Origin of the sequence: Pontiella desulfatans (assembly GCF_900890425.1) — a bacterium.
GTDB classification, from domain to species: Bacteria; Verrucomicrobiota; Kiritimatiellia; order Kiritimatiellales; family Pontiellaceae; genus Pontiella; species Pontiella desulfatans.
In genome coordinates, this window is sequence record NZ_CAAHFG010000002.1 from 615,260 (window position 1) to 635,339 (window position 20,080).

A 20,080-nucleotide genomic window follows, 5' to 3' on the forward strand; every position below is an offset into this window, starting at 1 on the left:
CGATTCTAAACAGAAGAGGAGTTGGGTCGGCTCTGATCTGCTGGAGGCCTAAAATGAAAAAATACGCCTTGGTTGTGGGCATTGAAACATATAAAAAGCGAGATTTCATACAGTCGCTTGATTATGCGGTGGATGATGCAGAGCGTATTAATAATTTTTTATCTGCCGCGGGATATAGGACTAAATTTCTTCCGGGAGAAAAAGCCGACAATGAGACCATTTCTGATCATTTGGAACGGATTTGTAAAAAAATAAAATCGGAAGACACGTTTCTTTTTTATTTTTCAGGGCATGGTGTTCAAAAAGAAAACATGCAATACATATTACCATATAATGCAGACGCATGGAGTCTTAAGAATGGTGGTGCGGGGAATGCGCTAACTCTAGATGAAATTGCGTCCGCGAGCTGCAAGCCTGGGGTGCATCGAATATTAATCATCGATGCCTGTCGGAAGCCCTTGGAAAAAGGGAAAACAGCATCGGGTGAGTTTGATGGTGTTAGTGAAAAAGCAATTGCCGGGGTCCTGAAACAGGCTAACAAGCATTCACCGTTAAGTATTCTTTGTAGTTGTTATCCTGGACAATGCTCTTATGAGCTTCAGGCTCTTGAAGGAGGGGTTTTTACTCATGCACTTGAGCGGGTTTTTTATCAGTATCGGGAGCGCGGAGACAGAATAGATTTGCCACATATTACAGGCCCTGTAAGAGCAGAAATGGCGCGTTTGCTTAAAGAAAAAGCTGGGTCTCATTCGCAACCGTTTGAGCAGGATCCGTATATTACGGGTGGGTATGCTGTGATTCTGGATGGGCACCCTGCCTACGAGGTGTCTGATGGCACTCTAAAGGTGAAAGGATCCGACAAGCCCCTTGGTTTTGGCGACAAGCCAGGCGTAGAAAAAGAAATTGTAATTGCACCTTCTGTCTCAATGACCTTTTGCTGGTGTCCATCTACAGATTCTGAAGATTGGAAAAATAACAACGGCGATCATGACTTTTTTATGATGGGAATGCCGGCAAGTAGAGCTTTGAATGTGAACTCATCGGAGCAGCAGGAGACCCGCATTAAGCAAGGTTTTTGGATTTCAAAATTTCCGGTTACACAAACGCAGTATTTGGCTGTAACGAAAATTAACCCGTCATTTTTTCAAGAAGGTGATGAGCGGGATCGCTGTCCGGTAGAATCTGTGTCATTTTGTGAGTGCAGTGACTTTATGCATCGTTTATCGCCGCCGACCAACTGGAAGTTTCGGCTCCCATCCAATGTCGAATGGGAATATGCGGCCCGAGCCGGGGCAAAAGGAGTTCTTCCCATAGAGCTTCAGCGTGATTCGTTATATGGGCTCGTCGTGGCTTTGAGTAGAAGCGCATGGGTTGAGATGCCGGAGTCTATCGGAACGGTTCCGGTGGGATCAAAGAACTCTAATGAATGGGGTCTTTGCGATATTTTGGGGAATGTGTGGGAATGGTGCGAAGGATCGGGGAATTCCGTTCTTCGTGGTGGTTCCTGGTCAACCCGTAGCACTGAATGCCATTTATCCTCTGAAATGAACTGCAAGGAGGATTTCAAAAACAACACGACCGGGTTTCGGTTGGTTTTGGCACCCTCAGGTCAGAATTTATAGCGCTCCTTTTCTGTTGCGGGACAGGCATCACAGATTGGGATATCGGCTGGGTTTGCAAAAGTTTCCCAATATTCATCACGAAATGTCTGATCAAATCCCTGCAGAGAGTGCGAAATCAGATCCACGTAGTCTTTTCGGATAAATGCACGTTTTGAGAATGTATCCAGAGGCCCTCGCGGGATAGATGAGTATGTATAAACCGGTATGTCCGGTTTTGTATCGATTAAGTCGGTCACATTGACCCGGCAGTAATTACGTTCCCGTGCGTCAAAAAATTTTAATTCACTACGTTTGACCTTAAATAGGACGCCATTACATCGTCCTCCCTGTGCCGGGTGCACATTGGCGTATGCCATGTAATCAGGGCAGAAGTCGATATTACCTGCACAGCCGGTGGTTAGCCGGCTGAAAGCCGTCCATTCCCTGCGGTAATCATGTAATACCGCCGTTTTTAAATCTGAATCGGTGACTTTTCGACCTAAGGTTCCGGAAATCTGATCCGCAGAAAGCAGAGATGCGTACGAAAAAATATAGACTTCATCATCATCTGTAGGCTCACAAAGCTCCCATTTGATTTTCAATCTGAAGATTCTGTTAGGATTCGAGTTGTCTGGTGAAACTTTTGCAAACCAGAGAGAGGAATCTGTTGAGCGTGTGATTGGAATATTTTCGGGTGGGTTTGTCGAAAATCGGGTTTCTTCAAGCCATGCGCTGGGAAGTTGTTTAAAGTCAACGGTTCCTAAAATCGAAGAGAAGTCGATCGCCAGAAGAAGATCCGTTGTTGTCCCCAAGCGAGTTGTTACTGCAAAATCCTGTTCTGATCCTTGGAATCCGTTCCATGTCTTCTTGGCATAGTTGAGATCTTTAGAAAGCACCGGGATCTCTGCATCAATTTGTCCTTCCCTCCGATATGTATCGTTATCCACTTGATAATCTGTAGGCAGGAGCGAATCCAGGCACTGGATGCCTGAAGACTTCATTTGGAGAACAAAGTTGGGTTTGTCGTAAGCATCAATTGAACGATGTGTGATAACCATTGCTTCATCGTAAACGTCAAAGGTCTGCTCTTTTCCTGCGAAGGAGATACTTCTTTCGTAGAAAGGCAAGCTGGTCTCTCTGTTTCGCCATTTTTGGAGGTTAACCAGCACAAATGTGGCCCGAAAATCATTGCGAGACTCAGGATGTTTGGACGCTTCAGGCGAAGTCTCTCGGGGTAAAACAAGTTGTTTAGTCAACTCAATAGATTTTTCGCAAAGCTCAGGGTTAGGCTTAATGCGCCCCTCCATTTCTGAGACCAAGCGATATTCTCGATCTAGATCCTGAAGGGTGTCTATATCTTTTTTTGAGACACCTCCGTTACAGTGAAGAAGAATTTCACCCCACTGTTCCAGTGAATCAGTGTCATCTACTGATAGGATGGCTGTGTAATCGTTGAAGGCCAGTTTCTGTTCTGCAACAGGGAGTGATGAGAAGTGTTGCCAGAACCGACTTTTAAGTACAGCCTTAATGGTTTCGTACAGATTGATTAAAAACGGGTGATATGTTTCTGGAGAGTCTGAGTTTTGCATAGTCTTTGCATTCTCAATAAGTCGGTGGACTGACTGGATAATATCATTTTTCTTGGTCTGAGTGTTCATAGAAACCTTCCTGCACGTTTATTGCATCATAACGCTGTATTTGGGTGTTCCAAGAATGATTTGTTTGAAAAAGCGAGTCCCGCAGTCTTGATGCATTTCTGAAAAGTTTTTGGGTGGTCAGTAATTTGGGTGGTCAGTAATTTGTCGGATGCCGAATCTGGCAAATTGTGATTGCCGGCCAATATCTGGAAATGTCTCAGTCAGACGATAAGGGGCAAAATCGAAAGATGTATTTTAGATGTATTTTGAGCGGTCTAACAGTTGGTCTTTGTGTGATCATGGAAAAGCAAATGGGAGCACGATTTTTAAATAAAAAACCCTATATCATTGAATATTACGGGGTTTTAGGATGGTGGGCCCGGAGGGACTTGAACCCCCGACCAAGAGATTATGAGTCTCCTGCTCTGACCGACTGAGCTACGAGCCCTTTTTGTTCAAAAGCGGACGGTAGAAATACAGGAATCGGAATGGACAACGCAAGGGGCATTTCGTGTTTTGTGGTGCCAGTCCCCGAGGCCGAAAAAAAGGCCCGATCCGAAGATCGGGCCTTGAATTGGTGGAGGATAACGGGGACCAGATTTTTGACCCGATTAACACACTCATTAGCAATACGTTATAATTGCAAGAACAGCCCCGATCTGAGCTGTTTATGTCTTTGGTGTACCACCTTCGGTGTACCAATTTGAAGTCCGAAGTTTGTCATCGTTTGTAGATCCGTGTTTTTGGAATGCTGTTCCAAAGATGATTTGACGGCATCTGGTTGAGCACTCTTAAATTCACACTAAATTCATTCTGGGTCAAACCGCAACACAAGAACGATGCCGCCCTATGGTGGACGGCGCTGGTCGGTCTTTGTCTAACGGGGCGTGAGCCAAATCGAGGGCCGTTTGTTGGGTTGTCTGAAAATACGGGTTGACAAACCGGTGTAAGTAAATAATGTTACTAAGAACGGATGCCATGCGGTAGGTGGGGTGCGCAGGGGGCGGATCGGGCATGTGGTGCCGATCCCGGAGTACGAGCGGGCAGGCTTTTCAGAGTGCTGTCTGGAAGTGAATGGACTAAAATGAATTTAACGAAGATACAAATTTGGAAAGATCCGTCTCAATCCGTTGAGCAGCGCGCGGTGGATCTGGTTTCACGGCTGTCGCTGGATGAAAAACCCGGGATGCTGATGATGCAAAGTCCGGCGATTGATCGGCTGGGTATTCCGGCCTACGATTGGTGGGGTGAGGCGTTGCATGGGGTGGCGCGCAATGGGATCGCAACGGTTTTTCCACAGGCCATCGGGATGGCGGCTACCTGGAATCCGATTTTGATCGAGCGGATTGCCGACACCATTTCCACGGAAGCGCGAGCAAAGCACCATCAGGCTGCGCGCGAAAACGGCGGCGCAACGGAGCGGTATCAGGGGCTCACTCTCTGGTCGCCCAATGTCAACTTGTTTCGTGATCCGCGCTGGGGCAGGGGGCAGGAGTGCTACGGCGAGGATGTCTGTTTGACCTCCCGGCTGGGTACTGCCTTTGTCCGGGGCATTCAGGGCAACGACGACCGGTATCTTAAGGCTGTGGCGACGCCGAAGCATTTTGCCGTGCACAGCGGTCCCGAGGGCGGCCGGTTCAGCTTCGATTCCGTGGTCTCTGATCGCGACATGTGGGAAGAGGAACTCAGCGTGTTTGAGTTTGTTGTCCGGGATAGTAACCCTGCCGGAATGATGACGGCGTATAATGCGATTAACGGCACCGCCTGCTGTGCAAACCGCTGGCTGATGACCGATCTGCTTCGCGACGAGTGGGGGTTTGACGGGGCCATTGTCGGCGATGTCGACAATGTGGCCAACCTGGCCGACCATATGAAGGTGGCTGCCGACCATGCCGAGGGCAGTGCCCTGGCGATTCTCGCGGGGCAGGATCTGTGCAGCGGCTGGGCGTTTGAGCATCTTGGAGAAGCGGTGGAGCAGGGACTGATCAGCGAGAATGATCTGGACGAGGCCCTGGTTCGTAACCTGTCGGTGCGCTTCCGGCTCGGGCAGTTTGATCCGCCGGAAACGGTTGCCTATAGTTCGATTCCTGCCTCCGAGGTGGCCACGCCGGCAAATGACCAACTGGCGCTCGAAGCCGCGCGGCAGTCGACTGTACTGATGAAAAACGACGGGGTGCTTCCGCTGGATCCCTCAACGCTTAATAAGGTGGTGGTGCTGGGGCCGACGGCGGACAGTCGGGCCGCTTTGCTGGGCAACTATTTTGGCGTTCCGGATCAGCCGGTGAATCTGCTGGAGGGACTGAGGAAAAAGTTTGAACCTGCGGGTGTCGAGGTGTGCCATTACCGAGCCGTTCCGCTCGTTAAGGGGCTGGAAAAAAGCGGGCAGTCATTTGAGTCCGCCTCGTGTGTTTTTGCTGATGAGGAGGGTGTGCAACCAGGATTGGTTGCTGAAGTTTTTGACAATCCGGATTTTGACGGGGAACCCGCCCAAACGCAATGCGGGTTGGAACTTTTCTGGAATATCTACCAGCCGATACCACCGATTCCGGCTGATGATGCATCGATCCGTTGGAAGGGTTGCATCACTCCCATCGCCTCCGGGGAATACACCTTTTCCATCGAACGTATCGGAGGTTTCCGCCTGACCGTGGGCGATGAGGTGTTGCTGGACGAACTGTATGTCAATGATGCCGGCGAGCGGCGGGCACGGACTGTTTCGACGGAACTGGTCGCCGGCCAGACGGTTCCGGTTTTGATTGAATACCGCCAGACCTGCGGGGAAGGGCTGGTCTCCATGTGGTGGCAGACGCCGCTCGACCCGGAAGACTCCCTGCCGGCGGCGCTGGATTCGGCGAAAGATGCCGACCACATTATACTTTGTCTTGGACTGACCCCCGAGGTGGAAGGCGAGGAAATGCCGGTTAATTTTGAGGGCTTTGCGGCGGGAGACCGTACCACCATTCAGCTGCCGGCTTCGCAGCGCGAACTGCTCGATGAAGTTTCCAAACTTGGGAAACCGTTTACCGTGGTGCTGACGACCGGCAGTGCGGTCGCCTTTGATACGGACAGTCCCGATGCGATTCTCTGCGCCTGGTATTATGGCCAGCGCGGCGGCGATGCGGTGGCCGAAATCCTGACGGGCAAGGTCAATCCCTCCGGTCGCCTGCCGGTCACCTTCTATCGTTCGGATGATGATCTGCCTTCGTTCGAGGACTATTCCATGGATGGCCGTACCTATAAATATTTCCAGGGCGATCCACTGTTCGCGTTCGGCCATGGGCTGAGTTATACGAACTTTGAATACGGTGAGCCGCATCTTCTGACGGATAAACCGGTCGCCGGGGACGAGGTTATCCTGGTTGTTCCTGTAACCAATGCCGGTTCCCGCGATGGGGCCGAAGTGGTGCAGGTATATGCCGGCAATCCGCAGGCCGATTCAGGGCGGCCGCTCCGCCAATTGATCGGATTTTCACGGCAGGTAATTCCCGCCGGAAAAACGGTCGAAGTTAACGTGCCGCTCGATACGCGCATCCTGCGCCGCCGTGATGAGTCCTCCGAAGGGTTTGTGTTTGATGCCCCAACCTGGCTGCTTGAAGTCGGGGCGGCATCCGATGATCGCCGGGTTTCCTGCGAAGTCTCTCTTTCAACCGATTGATTATATTAAGGAGTAGGATTATGAAAGAACTAGGTAAAGCAGTTGCAGTCTGTTTGCTGCTTGCAGGTCTCTGCGGGGCACGGTCGGTTTCGGGGGAGTCAAACGGGAAGCGTCCGCCGAATGTGATTTTGGTGATGGCCGACGATCTGGGCTACGAATGCATCGGAGCCTACGGGGGAACCTCGTATAAAACCCCGCATATCGACCGCCTGGCCGAAACCGGCATTCGTTTTGACCATGCGCATGCCCAGCCGATCTGCACGCCGTCGCGAGTACAGATCATGACCGGGAAGTACAATGTGCGCAACTATGTGAAATTTGCGCATCTGGATCCGAAGGAAACCAGCTTCGGGAACCTGTTCAGGGATGCCGGATACAAAACCTGTATGGTGGGGAAGTGGCAACTGGGCGGGGGATATGATGCGCCGGGGAATTTTGGTTTCGACAACTATTGCATGTGGCGACTGATTAATAATGGGAACATCAGCCGATATCCCAACCCCGGGATTGCAATGGACGGCAAGTTTGTCAGCCACGAAAACGGCGAATACGGGCCGGATGTCCTGTTCGACTATGCATCCGGCTTTATCGAAAAGAACAGGGATGAACCCTTTTTTCTATACTACTCGATGCTGCTGGTACACAACCCGTTTGAACCCACGCCGCAATCCGATCAGTGGAACCCTGAGGCCCGTGGATTGGATAACATTAAAGGCTCGGATTTTAACGACATCACTCATTTCCCGGACATGATGGAATACATGGACAAGGAAATCGGCAAGCTGATTGCCAAGCTTGAAGACCTGGGGGTACGGGAAAATACAGTTGTGATCTTTACCGGCGACAACGGAACCACCCAAGGCGTTACATCCAAAGTGAACGGCAAGGCGGTTCGTGGCGGGAAGGGGTTGCCAACGGATGCCGGAACCCATGTCCCGCTGATCGCAAACTGCCCCGGCCTTATTCCGGAAGGGCAGGCATCTGCCGATCTGGTTGATTTCAGCGACATCCTTCCAACGCTTTGTGATATAGGTGGGGTGCCGGTTCCGGCATCGTTGTCGTCCTCGATTGATGGGCGTAGCTTTTGGCCTCAAATGCAGGGGCTGGCGGGAAGTCCGCGCGACTGGACCTACGGTTGGTACCAACGCCGGACAGACCGGAATGAGATCTGGGAATTTGTACGCGATAAACGCTATAAACTATATCTGGACGGCAATTTTTATGATCTCGAAAACGATATTCTTGAGCTGGAGCCATTGGAGTCCACGTCGCTGACGGATGGGCAAAAAGCTGTTCGGGATCAGTTCCAGCAGGTGCTCGATCGCTATGCCTCGCTGCGTCCGGACGAGCTTCGCTCCCCGAATAAAAGACCCGGATTCCATCGGAAAAAATGATGAATCGAACGGTCGTTAAACTTTTTTTTCTCATCGGAATTCTTTCCGGAACAGCCCTGGCCGAATGGGCTGCGGAAAAGCCGAACTTCGTTTTCTTCCTGGGCGACGACCAGTTGATTTATGACTATGGTTGCTATGGCCTGCCGCTGGATCTCACGCCCGTAACCGACGCACTGGCAAAAGAGGGGATGGTGTTCGATCAGATGTTTACGGCGCAGGCCATCTGCGCCCCGAGCCGTTCGGTTCTGTTTACGGGTCAGTATCCCATACGCAACGGGTGCTTTATGAACCATACCGCAGTGCGGGACGAAACCAAGACCGTCTACGATGCCCTGAAGCCGCTGGGCTACAGTGTGGCACTGGCGGGGAAAGTTCACGTGAAACCGTCATCGGTATTCCGGTGGGATACGTATATCGGCTCGAACAGGCATGAACCGTTGGCTCTTGATAAAATCGACGACTATTTATCGACGGTGAAGGGGCAGCCTTTCTGCCTTTTCATTACCTCCAGTTTCCCGCACGGACCCTATCCGAAAAACCCGAAATTTCCGGGAGAAAAGACGGTGGCTCATCCATACATGAACTCCAGCCAGACCAAGCAGCTTCCTGGATATTACGACAATATCGAAATCAAGGAGAACGAGCTCGCCCGCGTGCTCGAAATGCTGGAAAAGCATGGCTTGGAAAAAGACACGGTATTCGTATATTCATCCGATCACGGCAACGGAAGCGATGCAAAGTTCACGGTATACGACCGGGGGCTGAACGTGCCGTTCATTGTCCGGTGGCCCGGCAAGGTGAAGCCCGGTCGGACCGATGCGCTGACCAGCTATGTCGACATCCTGCCCACGTTTGTGGAACTTGCCGGCGGACAACCGCCGGAGGATGCCGATGGAAAAAGTTTTTGTTCGGTGTTGATGGGCGATGCCTCGGAGCACCATGAAACCGTTTTCGGACTGATGACGCAGCAAGGCGTTTGGGATGCTCACATTTTTCCGAGGCGGTCGGCGCGCGGGAAGCGCTATCACTACATTCACAACTTTAATGCGCTGGAGCGCATACGGCTTGATGAGCAAGCCGGGCTGACGATTGACCCGTTCCGTTTGTTGGGGGCTCAAAAGCATCCAGCTACGCCGGAAGAGGAGTTGTATGATACTCAGGCAGACCCCTTCGAATTGGTAAATTTGGCCGACGAGCCGGGATTCAAACAGGTTAAAGCCGAGTTGAAAAAAGAACTCTTCGCCTGGATGAAGGAGCAAAACGATTTTTTGACCGAAGGCGGCTCAATTCCCTATTTGAAATCCAGCCACCCGTTGGATCAGGACAGTGGTGATATTAAATCTTCTATGGCGCATATCTATGACTGTCCAGAGGAATTGGAGGGTGCCATTGCGGAGTATCAGGATCCGCATGTGCTGACGGCTCCCGAAAAACTGAAGCAAATATATTGAGGGAATATCGCGGGTTTTCCGTGTCCGAATTGCAGGATCATTAAAATAGTGAAATTCCCGGTTGACAGATCGGGTCAAGAGGCGTAGTAAAAATAGTTACTAGTAAAAGATGTTACCAGGGTTTTGCCGGAGGGTGGGGCCGGGATTGGGAAATAGATGGTTTGACACGTAACCGTGGTTATAGTAAATACTGTTACTCTGCATTAAGTGGGGTGGCTTAATTCAACGCATAGGAGATGCATAATGAAGAAGAGGCGATTCATAGCAACAGGTGTGATGCTCATATCGGGACTGGCCATGACGGCGAGTGCCGCTGTGATACTGGAGAACGACTTTGATACGGACACGACCGGCTTCACGCTGAGCGGAACCGATGCGACCCTTACCAATAACACGATAAGGCTCGACGATAATTCGATAACCGAGAACGCGCAAATGGTGTCCGACACCTTCAACCCGAATGCAGCGTCCAACGTGGTGGTGTCCTTCGATTACTATTCGAACGCCCAGGGCGGTCAAAGCCATGCGTTTGAGCTGAGCGGTGATGGCAGCACCCAGGGCATCCTCCTGCACGTTGCCGGCGGTAGCAGTCAAATCCAAAACCGGGAGTCGAGTGCATTTGTGAACCTTACACCGAACTTCACGATGCAGGCTGCCACCTGGTACAATTTTAAGTTCACCTTGCCGCCGGAAACTACGTCAGGCAAAACCTTCGACCTGCAGGTCACGCAGCAGGGGCAACCCGCCGGAAACATCCTGGATGTCACCGACCAGCCGTTCCGGAACGAGATCGGCACCTACGATTTCACGAAATGGTTCTTCAATACAGCCGTTAGCGCGAGTGGTGGTGACTACATCATCGACAATGTGGTGATCTCGAATCAGTTTTTCGATGCGCCTCCTCCTCCCGATATCGATCCGGGCGATCTGGTGAAATACACCTTCAGTGCGTCCAACACGGTGGCGGATGCCACCGCGAGCAACGTTTCGGCAAGTGCTTTCACTGCGGATTCGGGGTATGTCAATACGACGGTGGGAGGCGGAGCTTCCACCGGCGGCTTCCCGCTTTGGCAGACTTCTGCCGATCCCACAACGGCCAGCATTACGCTTACGCCGGACGACGGCTATTCTCTGGGTTGCAGCGCCCTGCTGTTCGGGCTGAGGATGGACGGCACAGCGGGCGGCAGGCCTTACAAAGTCGAGTTGACCTCCAGCGCCACCGGCACCAACGTTCTATTCGAAGTGTACAACAAGGACTGGGCGACTGAAGATGGCATCACCAGTGGCGGGAATGTATGGGCTCTCGTCAACAACCAGTTCAAAGACATCACGGTTGACCTGACCCAGTGGCCCGAGCTGCTGACCAATTCAACGGTAACGTTTACCTGGGACTACTTTGAGAAGTATGCAGCGGCCAACGGCCAGTGGCGGATGGACGATATTTATGTGGAAGGATCGGCGTTCGAGTACACGGGCCCCGGCATTCTGGCTCCATACTCTACCAACATTACCTCCATCGTGGATGAGGATTTCAACGGCACGCCGGGAACCCTGCTCATCCTGGAGGAATTCGACACGCTTCCCACGAACAGCTGGACGTTTAACGATAACGGCGCGGTCGCAACCAATACCGGACCCAATGCGGTCGACCCGTTCGGTACGCCGGGCGCCAGCCTGAACCTGGATATGACGGCCGCAGGCGTGCCAGACGCCAACGTTGATATCCAGCTTTCCGGCGACGACGCGGATCAGCCGCTGAAGATTGAATTCAGCTTCAATCCGGCGGACTTTTCGGCGGCGCATGAATTTGCCCTGCGCAACAGCGGCGGAACTCCGGGCATCCAGATGGATCTGGCCAACTCAAGTGGTCAGGTTCGCTACCACAACGGAACCGCGATGACCCCCTTAGGCGTCACCCTTGACGAGGGCTCCTGGTACCAGTTCAAGATCGTGACTTCCCCCGAATCAAACGCGTCGGGCGACACCTTCGACCTGACCATCCTGAATACGAACAACGTCACGGTATTCAGCACCAACGGGCTGTCGTTCCGCAACGATCTTGCGGACTATGACCATGCGCGCTTCTATTTTAATACGGGTTCGCCGACGGATGACGGGCAGTTCTACATCGACAATGTCTATATCCGTGCCGTACCCGATGCCGAGACCGACAGTGGCGCGGTTTTTTCCTATGGTTCTGAGGTGACCGGTCCGGAATCTGCTTTCTTCCCGACCGTTGGTGGGGGTCTGAGTGCTGAACTCAAGAACAGTGAAATCAACTCCAACCCCGAGGTGGATGTCTTCTTCACGGTGGACGATCCCAATCGGCCGCTGCACATCGTGTTCGACTACCGTCCCGAAACCGCGGGAACCAAGAATTTCGGCTTCCGCCTGGTGGATAATAACCAGCTCGATGACACGTCTTCCTTCGATACACAGGGCATGGATGGTATGCGCATGATGCAGGGAGCGACCGTGGGGCTTCAAAACAAGCCCACGCCTACTGATTCATGGGTTCAGTTGGGCATTACGCCGGTTGAGGGCCAATGGCATACGGTTGAAATCATTGCCTCGCCGGAGAGTGCGGCCACCAAGACCTTTGACATTACGGTATGGGATACGTCCGGTGCGGTGATCGGCAGCGCGACAAACCAGCCGTTCCGTTCGGACATCACCAACTACACGTCGTTCGGATTCTTCTTCAATCGCACGAAGGAGTCGTCTGACGATAAGGCGTTCTACATCGACAACCTGAAAATCGGAAATGGGATTTCTCAGCTCACGGCGTATGAGCAGTGGGCTGAAGACAATGGGTTGACCAGCGGAAACGATGATGAAACCGACAATCCTGATGGCGACGTGCTCAACAACAAGGGTGAGTATGTGTTCGGCGGAAGCCCGACCAATGGTGCGGATGTAGGTGTTGGGCAGGAATTCGATGCTGGAGGCGCATATGTTTACACGGTGCGTAACGATACTGATCTAACGGTTCAGATCCTCACTCGCGCCAATCTGATGTTCGGCGAATGGGCCACCAATTCGGCCGCGGTGATCTCCGTGGATGACGGAGAGTTGGGCACCTACACCAATGCGGTAGGCATCGGAGGAAATCAGCTGTTCTACAAACTGCTTGTGGAATAGAACGAGTGGCTGGGTTCACACACTAACAATATGAATGATGCGGCTGCCCCGGAGTTTTTCGGGGCAGTCCCATTTGTTGAAAACCTGCAAACTCATTAGGAAGCTTTATGATGAAAGCCCGGCGTTCAGGAATAAGTGCAGCATTCATTCTGGCCGTTGCCTGCCTACCCGTTTTCGGAGCCGTGTATTATGTATCGCCGACGGGCGACGACAACAATTTCGGAACGATAACGGAGCCATGGCGCACGATTCAGAATGCGGCGGATTGGATGGTGGCCGGGGACACCTGCATGATCCGTGGCGGTACGTACCGCGAAACCGTGATTCCGGCGAGCTCTGGAACGGCAGGCAACCCGATCACATACGCAGCTTACAATGGCGAGACCGTCATCATTCATGGATGCGAACCGGTGTTGGGGCCATGGACGCTCGGCGTAGCGGGGGATCAACCGCTGGACATTGATGAAAATTTTGATGGAGCCCTGCCGACGGCCGGCTGGAACTATGCCGCCGGCACCGGTGTCGTGGTGGCCAACAACGGGCCGGAATCGGCCTTTACCGCCCATCCGGGCGGCGGCAGCCTGGCACTGGACCTGACGGCAACACAGATGCCCAAGGTTTATAAGACGATTAATGTTAACGGCACGGCTTCGACGCAGCCCCTGCACATGGAGTTTGATATGAATTCCACGGTGGGCGGGCCCGAGCAGACCTTCCAGCTTTATGGGGCCGATGGTCAGGGGATCCTGTTTACCGTCAAGAGCGGAACGGTAAAATACGATGACGGATCAGGGCGAGTGACCATCGGGAGCGTCAGCCTGAACCAGTGGTATCACTATCACTTTGTCGTTTCTCCTGAAACGAACGGCGTGAACGACACCATGGATGTAACGATCACAGACACCAATGGAACGGCGGTGGTTACGGCGACGAATCTTCCGTTCCGCAACGATATCAGCTCCTACGACGAGCTGAGATGGCTCCACAATGTCGCTGCGCCCCAGAACGGCGGAAATTTCTATGTGGACAATGTGCGGGTGTGGACCCCCGACGTTGTCGTGCCCCAGATCCTGGCGGACTACGGGTTTGATTCAGGCACCGGCGCGGCGGATGCCGCCGATCCCAACCTGACGGCAGGCGATGTTACCAAGAGTACCGGTTCGTTTGTCACGACAGACAACACCAACAAGCTAAGCTCGGACGGGCTGCCCCAGTGGAAAAAATACGGTGCGGCTGCGACGCTTGACTTTACGCTGACCCCGGATGCGGATTTCCGTGCGAGCTGCCGCGCCCTGTCCTTCGAAATTCAGATGGATGCCGGTGCGGCGGACGGATCGAAAAACCGGAAGATGGAACTGACATCGAGTGCGACCGGAACCAATATTCTATATGCGGTGTACAATACGCACTATGCCGCGGATCTCGGGGTCACGGGGGAGCAGGCCCTGGGTTCAGGCTTCGAGACCAAAACGGTGGATCTAAGCGGCTGGAGCGAACTGAAGAGCGCGACGAACCCGGTAACCTTTACCTTCACGTTCAGTGGGCCGGGAGCCGACGACCTCAATATGCGGCTGGATGCGATTAAGCTGGAGGGGCCCGTCGACCAGGTGAATGTCTATGCGGCCGAAGTTGAAATGGCCCTGGGACATGAAAACCAGATTTTTGTGAATGGAAGCCACATGGCCTGGGAGGCGCGCTGGCCCAACGTCGGTACGGATTCGCTGGACGGGCTGCTGGAGTTTCAGATGGCCACCATGGAATCCGGCACCACCAGCAACAGCATTGTGGACAGCTCCATTCCGGACTATGACTGGACGGGCGGACAGGCCTGGGTGTCGAGCTATAAGCGCTGGTCCGCCTGGTCCGGGGAGATCACTGGTTTTGGTTCGGGCGAAATATCCCTGGTCAACAATGCCGATTCAAAAGGCAATATGATCTGTAAGGAAGACGGCAAGTTTTATCTTTTCGGTGTCCGGGATGCGCTGGACAGCGCCAACGAGTGGTACTACGACGGAACATACCTGCACCTGTGGGCACCGGGCGGCGGGGTGCCGACCGGTGTTGAGGTGAAAAAGCGCCTGTACGGATTCGATCTGTCCGGCCGGGATTTCATTCGTCTGGAGGGCTTGGATTTTTTTGCGACGGGGATCAATACCTCCGGGGAATCGGACGCGCTGGAGTTTGATCGCCTGACCCTCAAGCACATCTACCACTCGAACAATGCGGAGAAAGGGGCGAATTCCCAGAGTTCCACCGGCCTGCTGCTTTACGGCACCAACCACCGGCTGGAAAACAGCGAGATCGCCTACAGCTCTGGAACCGGCGTCTATCTGGGCGGGTCGGGACATTGGATCGTCAACAACTACATCCATGACCACGACTATATCGGGAGCTATGCCTCGCCTCTCGTGTTAAAGGGATCCGATTTTGTCATCAGCCACAACACCATCAGCCGGGCGGGGCGTCAGTGCATCAATCTCGGGGAAATGTATGGCAGCCTGATTCAGTACAACGATGTTTCCTATGCGGGCTACCTGACCTGGGATCTGGGGCTGGTTTACGGCAACAGTATCGCCGGGGGAGATGCCGAAGTCCGCTACAACTGGTTCCATCACAATCTGGCAACGGGCCATGGAAACGGTATTTATTACGACCATAACTGCAAGAACATCCTGACCCATCACAACGCGGTGTGGGGGGTCAGCAAAAAGGCCATTGCGCATAACCAGTATGCGAACTACCTGCTGTATTTTAACAACACGGGATCAACCAGTGGTGACACCGCGATCGGTTCAGCATGGAACGCCGGTCAGCAGCGGGATCTGCATGGATGCCGCTACATCAATAATGTCTTTAACGCAGGCACGGATTTTGACGGGAACGGGTACACCTTCGAGAACAATTTCATAAACTATTCCCAGATCATATCGAATCGATATCTGACGCCGGCTACCGCTCCCGTTGATGCGGCTGTTCCGCTGGAAGGCATCACGGATAGCTGGGAAGGAGCGGGACCCGATGCGGGTGCCTATGAAATCGGCGGCACGGATTGGACGCCGGGGCATGATTTCGCCTCCCCGCCGCTGATGATCGACACGACCCGCTCGCTGGTGAAGCACCGCAACATGCTGATAAACGGATCGTTCGAGGCCGGGACGCTCACCCCGTGGCAATCCATGGGCGGAGCGGCATCCCTGCTGAATGAAAACAACAAAAGTCAGTGGGTCGCGGATGGCAATACGCTGGGCGGGGCGTACAGCGTGGAACTGGGCGAGGGGGCCTGCGGCGTTTCGCAGGTAATCACCAACCTCGAGCCGTATACCGAATATGAATTCATGGGTAAGTTCCGGGTGGAGCCCGGCGAGTCGGCTTATCTGGGCGTTCGCAATCACGGCAATGCGGAAACCAACGGAACTGTCATCACGGATACCGTTACCGGTGCCGTTCCCATCCGTGCCGATGCCACGCCCTACGAATGGGAACAGACAACACTCACATTTACCACCGGCCCCACGAACACCAGTGCTGAAGTGTATGCCTGGAAAAACTCGACCGGCTCCGGCGGCGTCTATTTCGAAGATGCCGGGGTGCAATTCGTTCAAACATTGGAAACGATCATTGTGGACGAGGACTTTGCAGGCGGCCTGGGCGATTGGGCCGTCACCGACGATGTGGCCACGAATAGCTCGGCACAATCGCCGTTCTCGAACGGCGGGGCCGACACCGTTGGAGCGCTCTTCATGGACGACACCAACACTTTAAGCCGTATTGAGCGGAACTTTTCCGTTGCGGACAGCGCGCCCCTGTATATCCAGTTCGACTATCGCTACACGGGGGCCGTGGCCAATCCGGGCTTCCAGCTTAAACAGGGGAGCACCGTGGGGATCAATGTTCATCTGACGTCCGGAATCGGAAAGGTTCAGTATAAGGACGGCGCAACATGGATGACGCTCGGTACGGCACCCCATCCGGATACGTGGTATCGCTTTACGCTGAGCATCCTGCCCGCCGAAACAGCGGACGACCGATTCGATATGAGGATCCAGGGCCTGGATTATGGATCGATTGATATCACTCACACCAACCTCGGCTTCCAGAATGATCTGACGGATTTCGGCACGCTGCGTTTCCACTACAACACGGGTGACGCTAACGTTGGTGGAACCTACCACATCGACAACGTGCTGGTCACCCGATCGCCGGTGAATTTAAATTTCGATGTGCTGCCGGAGGAGGTACCCTTTGAGACGTTCATATCGGATCATGGTCTGTCCGGCGACCCCATCGCGGACTTCGACAGCGACGGCCTGCTCGACTACGGTGAGTATGTGTTCGGCGGCAATCCGACCAACGGCTGGGTGGATGCGCAGAACCCGGAGTTTGATGCCGCTGACGGAGACTACATATTCTCCCTGATCGGCGACAGCAACGTGGTTGCCTATGTCGTCTCCAGTACGAACCTGCTGGATGGGGCGTGGGAAACCAACGAAACCGTCAGCGTGACGGCGAACGACGGAATGATGAAGAGCTACACGAACCACAACGGCACATCCGAACCACAACGGTTCATTAAGCTGGAACTGGAGATGCCCTGATCCCGGGGTATTCATGAAGGCAATCAAAATCATATCTTCAGCGATTATCACATGGACGATGGTTAATGCTACAGTCCTTGCTAATCCTGTGGTGGATGTGGAGCTTCTGTTTGGCCATCACCACCGCTTGAACAGGAATGTGTACGGAGCGAATGCCTATAACATTTCGCGACCGTACTACAAGGATAACGGCGGGTTTGTCGACAAGTACAACGCCCTTGGCAAGCCGGCGATCCGTTATCCCGGGGGGACGGCTGCAAACTATCTGGATCAGGCCACAGGCTGGCATGAAACGTGGCCGGGGGCCACCACCAAAGATACCGACCGGGCCAACAGCTTCAACAACGGTTTAATCAACAACGGTAAATCCTCGGGACATGATTACATGCCTTTTGCGAACTTCCTTGTGCAGACTGATGCCGCCGCGACCTACGTCTATAACATCACCACCATGACCGATGCGCAAAACCGCACTGTGCTGGAAAATATCGCGGCCACGGGGGCGGAAATCGACTGTTTTGAAATCGGCAACGAACTGTATTACGGCCAGTACGCCGCCGCTGTTCCGGATGTCCACGATTATATCAGCAAGGCCCAGTCGGCGTCCGTGGTAATCCGGGATATATTTCCAAACGCCAAAATCGGCGTCATCATTCCAAGCCATCTTTTCACGAATGAAAGCTTCCTGCCCGATGGGGCTGTGAATGACGGTGACCGGCAGGAGCTGTGGTATTCGGAGCTTCAGGATGAAAACTTTTTCGATGCCGTTGTCATCCATACCTATGCCTCCGTTGGGATGGATGGCAGTGTGACGGCCGATAACTTCCTGAGCTATGAGGACGCGTATGATTACAGCATCTCGCACATCGACGCCAAATTCAACGAAGCCTTTGATCGCATCAAGACAGACTTCCCCGGCAAAGAGGTTTTTGTTACCGAGTACCATGTGGGCGGATTCTCCGGGGATGTGCGGCAATTCCGTCTCCGGTATTCCTATCTGGGGGCGTTTGTCACCGGCCAGTTCATGATGAAGATGTTTGGGCAGGATCACATCACACTCAGTTCCTGGCACTCCATGGCGCAATGGTTTACCTACTCGGCGCCGGGAAGCAACCTGCTGCCCGATCCGTATGCCTTTGGCACGACGCTTAACTATGATTTTTTTGGTCTGTTTAAGGAGCCGGTGCAGAACTCGGATTATTTCACACCTGTCCGGATTTCCGGTGCCAGCACCTACAACGGCGTGGGAGGTCTGGGTTCCGGCAGCCATGCCGAAGTGGAAGGCGGAAATTTCGTCAACGCGGAAGCCGGCGAGGGTTATCTCGTTCTTTTCAACAAGCAGACGACCCCGTACGATGTCGATCTCTCTCTGTTCGAGTTGGCCAATGGCGTTGTGATTCAGGAAATAAATTCCGTAATGCCCGATGATTCGCTTCCACTGGTGCAGGCCGTGGAGTCGGAAGCCACATTTACTCAGAATACGGTTTTATCCCCGATGCCGGCCACCCTCACCCTCATGCCCTATTCGATGCATATCATCCGGTATAACGGGGGAGGGCTTACCCATGTTCTGGTCAGCGAGGACTTCGAGGGCGGGCTTGGCGATTGGATGGTGACCGACGACGTGACAATCGACAGCTCCGCGCAGTCTCCGGTTGATAACGCCGGAGCGGATACGCAAGGAGTCCTTTTCTATGACGATGCCAACACCGCAAGCCAGATGACGCGGGATCTTCTGGTGGATGGTGCCTTGCCCCTGACGATTCAGTTCGATTATCTCTACACGGGATCCGTCACCAATCCGGGGGTGCAGCTCAGGCAGGGAGGTGCCACTGGTATTAATGTGCACATGACTTCGGGGGACGGGAAGGTTGCTTACAAGGATGGATCAAGTTGGATCAAGCCCGGCACGGAGCTGAATCCGAATACCTGGTACCGCTTCACGTTGAATGTCCAGCCTGCCGATACGGCGGACGACCGGTTTGACCTGCGTATCCAAAGTCTGGAAAGTGCAGATCTCGATGCCACCTATGACAACCTTGGATTCCAGAACGATCTGGCCGATTTTGACACCCTGCGCTTCCACTACAACACCGGTGTATCTACGGTAGGCGGCGAATACCGGATTGACAATATACAGGTCTTTACATCGGAAAATCTGGGGTTGAACATCTATCCGGGCGGGGCTAGGTACAACTCCTTTGTATTTGATCATGGGCTGTCCGGCGACCCCGCCGCGGACTTCGATAACGATGGTCTTCTCGATTACGGCGAATATGTGTTCGGCGGCAACCCGACCAATGGCTGGAACGATGGGGCCAGGGCGTCGTTCCATGGCGGCAACTACATCTTCTCCCTGATCGGCGACAGCAATGTGACCGCGCATGTGGCCTCCAGTACGAACCTGCTGGATGGGGCGTGGGAAACCAACGAAACCGTCCATGTGGCGGCGAACGATGGATTGATGAAGGCCTACACCAACGACATCGGCACATCCGAATCCCAACGGTTCATCCAATTGGAGCTGGCAGCGCCTGAGTGAGATAGGGATGCCGCTGCTTTGTCTGCGACATTTGGCTTATAGAGCCAACGCTACAACGTTGTCG

At 53.5% G+C, this 20,080-nt stretch carries 8 protein-coding genes and 1 tRNA gene; 7 read left to right on the forward strand and 2 right to left on the reverse strand.

Annotation, left to right across the window (positions count from 1 at the left end; genetic code table 11):
• Positions 1–53: 53 nt before the first annotated feature.
• A complete protein-coding gene (locus E9954_RS18200) occupies positions 54–1,622 on the forward strand; it encodes an SUMF1/EgtB/PvdO family nonheme iron enzyme (protein WP_136080718.1) in 1,569 nt (522 codons plus the stop codon).
• Here E9954_RS18200 and E9954_RS18205 read toward each other — a convergent pair.
• Together E9954_RS18205 and E9954_RS18210 are read right to left on the reverse strand one after the other, a co-directional pair.
• Positions 1,610–3,259 carry a gamma-glutamylcyclotransferase family protein gene (locus tag E9954_RS18205; protein WP_136080719.1) on the reverse strand — a complete coding sequence of 550 codons (1,650 nt, stop codon included), beginning with the start codon at positions 3,257–3,259 and terminating at the stop codon, positions 1,610–1,612. The genes E9954_RS18200 and E9954_RS18205 overlap by 13 nt on opposite strands.
• A gap of 350 nt (positions 3,260–3,609) precedes the next feature.
• Positions 3,610–3,686 (reverse strand) — tRNA-Ile (locus E9954_RS18210).
• A gap of 636 nt (positions 3,687–4,322) precedes the next feature.
• On the opposite strand from E9954_RS18210, the gene E9954_RS18215 reads away from it, so the two are divergent.
• The 6 genes from E9954_RS18215 to E9954_RS18240 all read left to right on the forward strand — a co-directional run bounded on the left by E9954_RS18215 (position 4,323) and on the right by E9954_RS18240 (position 20,016).
• Positions 4,323–6,893, forward strand: coding sequence for a glycoside hydrolase family 3 C-terminal domain-containing protein (locus tag E9954_RS18215; RefSeq protein WP_168442383.1), 2,571 nt, complete (start codon positions 4,323–4,325; stop codon positions 6,891–6,893).
• 20 nt (positions 6,894–6,913) lie between these two features.
• A complete protein-coding gene (locus E9954_RS18220) occupies positions 6,914–8,287 on the forward strand; it encodes a sulfatase-like hydrolase/transferase (protein WP_136080721.1) in 1,374 nt (457 codons plus the stop codon).
• On the forward strand, positions 8,284–9,738 hold the full coding sequence (locus E9954_RS18225) for a sulfatase family protein (protein ID WP_136080722.1): 1,455 nt from the start codon (positions 8,284–8,286) through the stop codon (positions 9,736–9,738). The genes E9954_RS18220 and E9954_RS18225 overlap by 4 nt, the downstream gene beginning before the upstream one ends.
• Before the next feature lie 243 nt (positions 9,739–9,981).
• Positions 9,982–12,879 carry a hypothetical protein gene (locus tag E9954_RS18230; RefSeq protein WP_136080723.1) on the forward strand — a complete coding sequence of 966 codons (2,898 nt, stop codon included), beginning with the start codon at positions 9,982–9,984 and terminating at the stop codon, positions 12,877–12,879.
• A 107-nt stretch (positions 12,880–12,986) separates the two neighbouring features.
• A complete protein-coding gene (locus E9954_RS18235) occupies positions 12,987–17,474 on the forward strand; it encodes a right-handed parallel beta-helix repeat-containing protein (RefSeq protein WP_136080724.1) in 4,488 nt (1,495 codons plus the stop codon).
• 13 nt (positions 17,475–17,487) lie between these two features.
• A complete protein-coding gene (locus E9954_RS18240) occupies positions 17,488–20,016 on the forward strand; it encodes a hypothetical protein (RefSeq protein ID WP_136080725.1) in 2,529 nt (842 codons plus the stop codon).
• The last annotated feature ends 64 nt before the right edge of the window (positions 20,017–20,080 follow it).